Source organism: Okeania sp. SIO2C2, assembly GCF_010692625.1.
Taxonomy (GTDB): Bacteria; Cyanobacteriota; Cyanobacteriia; order Cyanobacteriales; family Microcoleaceae; genus Okeania; species Okeania hirsuta.
Map to the genome: position 1 here is coordinate 1 of NZ_JAAHGM010000072.1, position 6,261 is coordinate 6,261.

The 6,261-nt window shown below is 40.5% G+C and carries 5 protein-coding genes; 2 read left to right on the plus strand and 3 right to left on the minus strand.

Translation table 11 applies throughout. The annotated features are described in order from the left end of the window. Window positions 1-215: 215 nt before the first annotated feature. Entirely contained in the window at window positions 216-980 is a 765-nt protein-coding gene (locus F6K18_RS31145) for an HAD family hydrolase (RefSeq protein WP_287526731.1), read from the minus strand. A gap of 270 nt (window positions 981-1,250) precedes the next feature. Continuing rightward, window positions 1,251-1,874 (minus strand): TetR/AcrR family transcriptional regulator, encoded by a 624-nt coding sequence (locus tag F6K18_RS31150; RefSeq protein WP_124145301.1) that lies wholly within the window; start codon window positions 1,872-1,874, stop codon window positions 1,251-1,253. 731 nt (window positions 1,875-2,605) lie between these two features. Between F6K18_RS31150 and F6K18_RS31155 the strand changes: the two genes are divergently transcribed. Together F6K18_RS31155 and F6K18_RS37045 are read left to right on the plus strand one after the other, a co-directional pair. Continuing rightward, window positions 2,606-3,424, plus strand: a complete 819-nt coding sequence (locus F6K18_RS31155; RefSeq protein ID WP_353735228.1) for a transposase — start codon at window positions 2,606-2,608, stop codon at window positions 3,422-3,424. Continuing rightward, entirely contained in the window at window positions 3,408-3,674 is a 267-nt protein-coding gene (locus F6K18_RS37045) for an RNA-guided endonuclease TnpB family protein (RefSeq protein WP_353735229.1), read from the plus strand. The genes F6K18_RS31155 and F6K18_RS37045 overlap by 17 nt, the downstream gene beginning before the upstream one ends. 572 nt (window positions 3,675-4,246) lie before the next feature. On the opposite strand, the gene F6K18_RS31160 is transcribed toward F6K18_RS37045, so the two are convergent. Then, the coding region (locus tag F6K18_RS31160; RefSeq protein ID WP_287526734.1) for an SdrD B-like domain-containing protein at window positions 4,247-6,261 on the minus strand (2,015 nt) is incomplete at its 5' end.

Below are 6,261 nucleotides of genomic sequence, written 5' to 3' on the forward strand. Positions count from 1 at the left end.
GGGAAGAGGGAAGATGTGGGCAGAGATAATACAAAAAATTCAACTCCTTGCTGATGATTTTCGGTCAAAATTGATGCGCGAAAAGACTTGAGAACCATAATTATATAGATCTCAAATGGGTTCTATAAAAGTTAGCGTGAAATCTACAAGTAAATTTAAGTTTTTTCTAGCTTTTAACCCTTCTTTCTTCTTCCCTTTTCCTTCTTCCTTCTTCCTTACCTGAAGTTGATAATATCATCTATTAAATTCATGTCTACATAAGTTCTACCTTTAGTATCTCCAGCTATGACAGTAAAATGTTGATCTGGTTCTCCTAAATGATTTAAAACTAAAGTTGCACCAGTAAAATCTTGATTTTGCGTATAATCATTAACTGTAACAATTGTTTTTAATCCTACTGTCAAAGCAGCTTCTAAACCATTATCTGAATCTTCAAATACCAGACAATTATCTGGTTGAATATTCATTTTTTCTAACACATAATAATAAATATCTGGCGCAGGTTTTTTTTCTGGAACTATGTCTCCTGCTGCAATTATTTCAAACCATGATAAACTTTCCTTGCCCAAAGTATTTTCTAATAATGCAGTTACATTTTCTAAAGTGCTAGTAGTGGCGATCGCTAACCGTATTTTCTGATTTCGTGCCTCTGCTAATAATCTTTTTACACCCAAGCGCAATGGAATAGTTCCTGTTGCTAATAACCTTTGATAATATTGAGTTTTCGTGGCGTGCAGATTATAAATTAATTCCTGGAGTGGAAGAGATGATTTAAACTCTGGTTGATACCGACTAATATAAAAGTTGATACGTTCTTTGCCACCCGCTACTTCCAACAATTCTCCGTATAACGAAACTGACCATTCCCAATCTAACCCTGCTGTAGCAAAAGCCTGATTAAAAGCTATTCTATGGCCATCTCGCTCTGTATTTGCCAAAGTCCCGTCAACATCAAATATTAAGGTAAACAGTTCAGTCATTTAATTAAAAGTGTGATAATAATAAATAATGATTATACTTTTAAGTTGATTTTATAACCTCAACAGAACATCCACTTCATTAGACATCTCCGATAATAGAAAATAAAATTAATTATCTCACTCTTATTCATCAATTCTTTCTCCCTGCTCCCTACTCTCTAGTGCAGAATGGCAGAAATAACTAACCAGTTACAAAATCCTAAAAGCCTTACCAATCAATATTTTTGACTTTTGACTTTTGACTTTTGACTTCCGCGTAGCGGCACTAACCTAAGCACTAATTCCAAAAGTGATAAAAGTTACTAGACGTTCTACAAGATCGTCAATTTCCTCACTAGAACTTTTTTCACTCAGGGGTTCTAATGGCTCAATTTGATTGAGAACTCGGATCAACATCGCTATCACAAGATCGAGTTTCCATTCTAATTCCGTTGGAGATTGATTCGGAAGCACTTTCTGCATTATATCTAGAAATCTTTGGTGAGTTCTACTAAATTCTGCTTCCGCTAGTCTCTGAATTGGATAGGGTTCTGTGCGACAACGGCCCATAAATTTGGCATGAATTAGACATTGCTCTGAGCTATCCTGAATTATTTGTAGTGGTGGGGTAATTACAGCTGCTAAAATTTCTGCCACTGAAGGGAGGTCTTCAGAGTCTTCCAGAATTGCCAGTTGTCGTAGTTGTTCTTCAACAATGGGTTGTGCTACTCGTTGAACTGTTGCGATAAATAATTCTTCTTTTGAACCAAAATGATAATGGACTGCAGCCAAATTCACATCTGCCTCTCGAATTATGGCCCTTAGAGAAGTTCCAGCAAAGCCTAGAGAAGCAAAAAGTTTCTCCGCAGCATTAAGAATTTGCTCTTTTGTATCAATAGTTGAATTCTTGCTCATTCAGTCGTGTCTATGATTTGCTCGACATTTTAGTCTAACACCGAGAAGTCCATTTTGACTGTATTAGCTGCTCCGTAAATATCTATTCGGTAGTCCTGCATGGTAATGGTGAGGATATATATTTTTTAATTTTTCCCACACTCCCCATCCCCCCATCTCCCCAAATTCCCCTCCTGGGAGGGGGAGGGGCGAGGGGTGGGTCTCCATCTCCCTACACTTCTTTTTCCATGACTATGCACCACCACCGTCTATTCTACTTCCACTGCCCCCAAAACCTTAAAAGTCTCCTTTAAAACTCTTGGTGCTGCACCATTAGAGATGTCACCATCTCCCCAGATGTCTGTGTTGGCCTGCTGATTGACCATCTCATATCAAATCTGTTTAATTAGGTATAAAAACATTCTGCATCTTCACCATTACCAAATCTTGATAACTGTTTTTCCTCCTATACGTCGCCAATCCGACAGATTCGTTTAGCATCGGTATTGTAAGCGTGAAGGTAAGGAAGAAGCAAGAGGGAAGAAGGAAGAGGGAAGAAGGCTTAAAAACTTGAAAAAACGTAAATTTCCTGTAGATATTCACGCTAACTTTTATACAAACGCGCCCCAGCGGACATGATATGAGGGCTAACTACTGAAGTCAAATAATTGGACAAGATTGTACATAACTAGACATTCTTTGTCATATAATAGAATCAATGTCATAGATTTATTGGAGGTATAGTACCCATTGTGCAATCAATAAAGACTAAATTAAAACTTAACAACAAACAAAAAACAATTCTTGCTAAACACGCAGGTGTAGCTAGGCACGCTTACAACTGGGGATTAGCCTATTGTATTAGTGAGTATCAAGAAACAAAAAAACGCCCTAGTGCAATTACTTTACATAAACGTTTAGTAGCTGAAGTTAAACCAATCAATCCTTGGTACTATCAAGTATCAAAATGTGCCCCTCAACAAGCATTAAGAGATTTAGAAAGGGCATTCAAAAACTTTTTAACTATTCGGGGACATGGGTTCCCAAAGTTTAAGAAAAAAGGGAAAAAAGACAGTTTCTATTTAGAAGGTAGTATCAAAATTATTCAAGGAAACTATATAAAGTTACCCAGAATAGGAATAGTAAAAACTTACGAAATCTTACCATCTGTAATAGTTAAAAATGTGAGAATATCTAAACGTGCAAATAATTGGTACATCAGCTTTAAATATGATAATGAACCAACCCATACTGCCAAAAAACGAGATGTTATCGGTGTAGATGTGGGAATAAACACTTTAGCAACTTGTAGCGATGGCACACCCTTTGCCAACCCTAAAGCCTATCAGCAAGCCAAAAAACGACTAACTCGTTATCAGCGCCGTGTCATCAAAAAAGAGCCAGGCTCTTTTAACAGAGCTAAAGCCATCAAAAAGCTAGCAAGACTACACAAAAAAGTAGCAGATATCAGAGCAGATGCACTTCATCAACTGACAACATGGGCGAGCTTTGAACCACAGCACCATAGTCATAGAAGATTTGAATGTAAGTGGAATGCTCAAAAACCATAAACTGGCAAGTGCCATAGCAGACTGTGGCTTTTATGAATTTAAGCGTCAACTTACATACAAGTGTGAGTGGTACGGCAGTGAATTAGTCATAGCTCCTAGATTTTATCCAAGTTCTCAAATATGTTCAAATTGTGGGCATCAACAGAAAATGCCGTTGAATGTGAGAACTTATAAATGTAGTGAATGTGGTTTCACTGCTGACAGAGATTTTAATGCTGCTGTCAACTTAGAAAACTATGTGCATCAGTAGCTTGAGTTCCAAGCGATTTGAAGCCTGTGGAGAAGATAAGTTACAGACAATAGTCAGTGGTCTTCAGTGAAACAGGAAGCTAGCTCCAAAGCTCATGCAATCATTCATGGGTAAGTTTGGGTAAGTTTAGTAGAACGGCAAAAGTTCTTTCTCCTTGTAGTGGTGACATTGATGCTTTGAATATAGTTATACCAAATTCACGCAAAGGCAGTTACATCTTAATTTGTGATTTCTTCTTAAAAGAAGAAATCACAAATTCCATAAATTCTAAAATTTCCACCTTTTTTCCTCTTTAATATTTATGTTTCTCTGTTCCCTGTCCCCTGTTCCCAGCTCCGGTGTTCCCTGTTCCCTGTGTCCTCACGCTTTGCAATATTTTATGAAATTGGTATTACAAAAACTGTTTTTGGTTTTTCTGGGTTAAGGATAAACAAAGTTTGCTCATTGTGATGATCTAAAAAAGAGGTATGGCAGATATCCTCCACCACACCTTGTATATTGTAATTGATTTGAAGTTCGGACTATAACTAGCTAATCATGCCCAATTTAAAGCAGAATTAGTGGATGCACAATTACAAACCGTTGTTGTTGTAGTCGTCTAGTATCCCGTGGATCTCATTACCAGCAGGAAGCGGCAATGCACCTTCCATACCAATATTTTGATCATAGGGACTGGGCAAACTGGAAATAGGGCTATCAATACCGCCGTTCCAGAAACCGGAGCTTGCTGCAATTGGCGGACTATCGATACCAGTCACCAGGTCTTCGAGAGCACCGTCACCCTTGCCATCACTATCTTCATCTGGTGTTAGGGTCTGAAGCCATTGAATACCATCGGTGATATCGTCCGTTGGTGCTGGGTTGCCTGCAAGGTAGTTCAACCAGGACGCATTGAGCGAACGTCCAAGGGTGTACCGCTTGTCTTGTTGCACCTTGTTTGAGGCTTTGATAATATCCAATGCTTCATCAGTAGTGTAGAAGATCGTGTTTTCATCCTCATCAGTCTTGCCATTGCGGTTGTAGTCACCGATCAGAATGCCAGTTTGATACTCTCCTGTCACGGGATCGAGGACTTTTCCGGGTTCCTCTGAGTTGGTGTAAGGTGGATAGAAGAGGTCGCCATCGGGGAAGTCTGGTTTACCTGCTTGTGAAGGTTCGTTGCCTTCGATGCCGTCCCAGAATTTCTGCCACTTCTTGTTTTGCCAGAATCCGGGTGTGCGGACACCAGGACTTGCAATTACTGGAATTAGACCATCCACAAAGTCGTTACCTGTATCTGCTTCACCAGGTTCTAAGATAACTGGGATGTTGTTAACGATATTGTTGTTACCACCATCTGTGTCATCACCACCGTCATTTAGACCATCTTCCTCACTGACATCTTGATAACCAGGTAGATTGGTTTCTACAACGTTGTAGTTTCCAGGTTCTACATCTGTGAATGAGTATGTGCCGTCTGGACCTGTAGTCGTAGTGCCTACAGAGTTACCATCAGAATCCAACAATTCGATGGGTACATTTTCCAGTGGGTTATCATCATCATCGGTGACTGTACCAGAAATGGAGCCGGGAATTAGATCGTCCAATGGAATCTCTGCCGGGTCTTCTGGACTCTCCACAGGGTCTCCATTGGGGTCAGTACCTGTAGCAGTTGCCACGTTATCTACCACTGGGTCAGCAACTAAACCATCAATATCTTCCTGAGTTAAGGTGTAAGTTCCTGTCCATTGTTGGGTTTCCCCTGGAGACAAGTCAGTATCTGCTGGAGGAGTAATGGTAATCGGACCAGGTAAGTCGAAGGATACTTCGTTAATCGTGACACCAGTAATTAAGACATCGCCATCGTTGGTGACATCAAAGGTGTAGTTGAGTTGGTCACCAGGATTGAGACCGTCATCACCTACATCAAAATAGCTACCTGACTTGATTAAGGAGAGGACTGCTTGTGGATCGAATGGAATCTCTGCCGGGTCTTCTGGACTCTCCACAGGGTCTCCATTGGGGTCAGTACCTGTAGCAGTTGCCACGTTATCTACCACTGGGTCAGCAACTAAACCATCAATATCTTCCTGAGTTAAGGTGTAAGTTCCTGTCCATTGTTGGGTTTCCCCTGGAGACAAGTCAATATCTGCTGGAGCTGTAATCTCAATCGGACCAGGTAAGTCGAAGGATTGTTCGTTAATCGCGACACCAGTGATTAAGACATTGCCGTCGTTGGTGACATCAAAGGTGTAGTTGAGTTGGTCACCAGGGTTGAGACCGTCATCACCTACATCAACGTAGCTACCGTCCTTAATTAAGGAGAGTAGTGGAACTTGCAACTCATCAACGAAATCGTTACCAGTATCGTCTTCCCCAGGGTTCACAGTGACTCCAATGCTGTTGTCTACTGTGGTATCGCTGTCCGCAGTATCACCGTCAGGGGTGCTGTCTTGGTCGCTCACATCTTGATATCCAACAGGGTTGGTTTCGACTACATTGTAGTTACCCGGTTCGACATCGTTGAATGAGTATGTACCATCTGTACCTGTTGTGGTTGTATCTACTAGGTCATTGTTTTCGTCAAATAATTCAACTGTGACTTCCG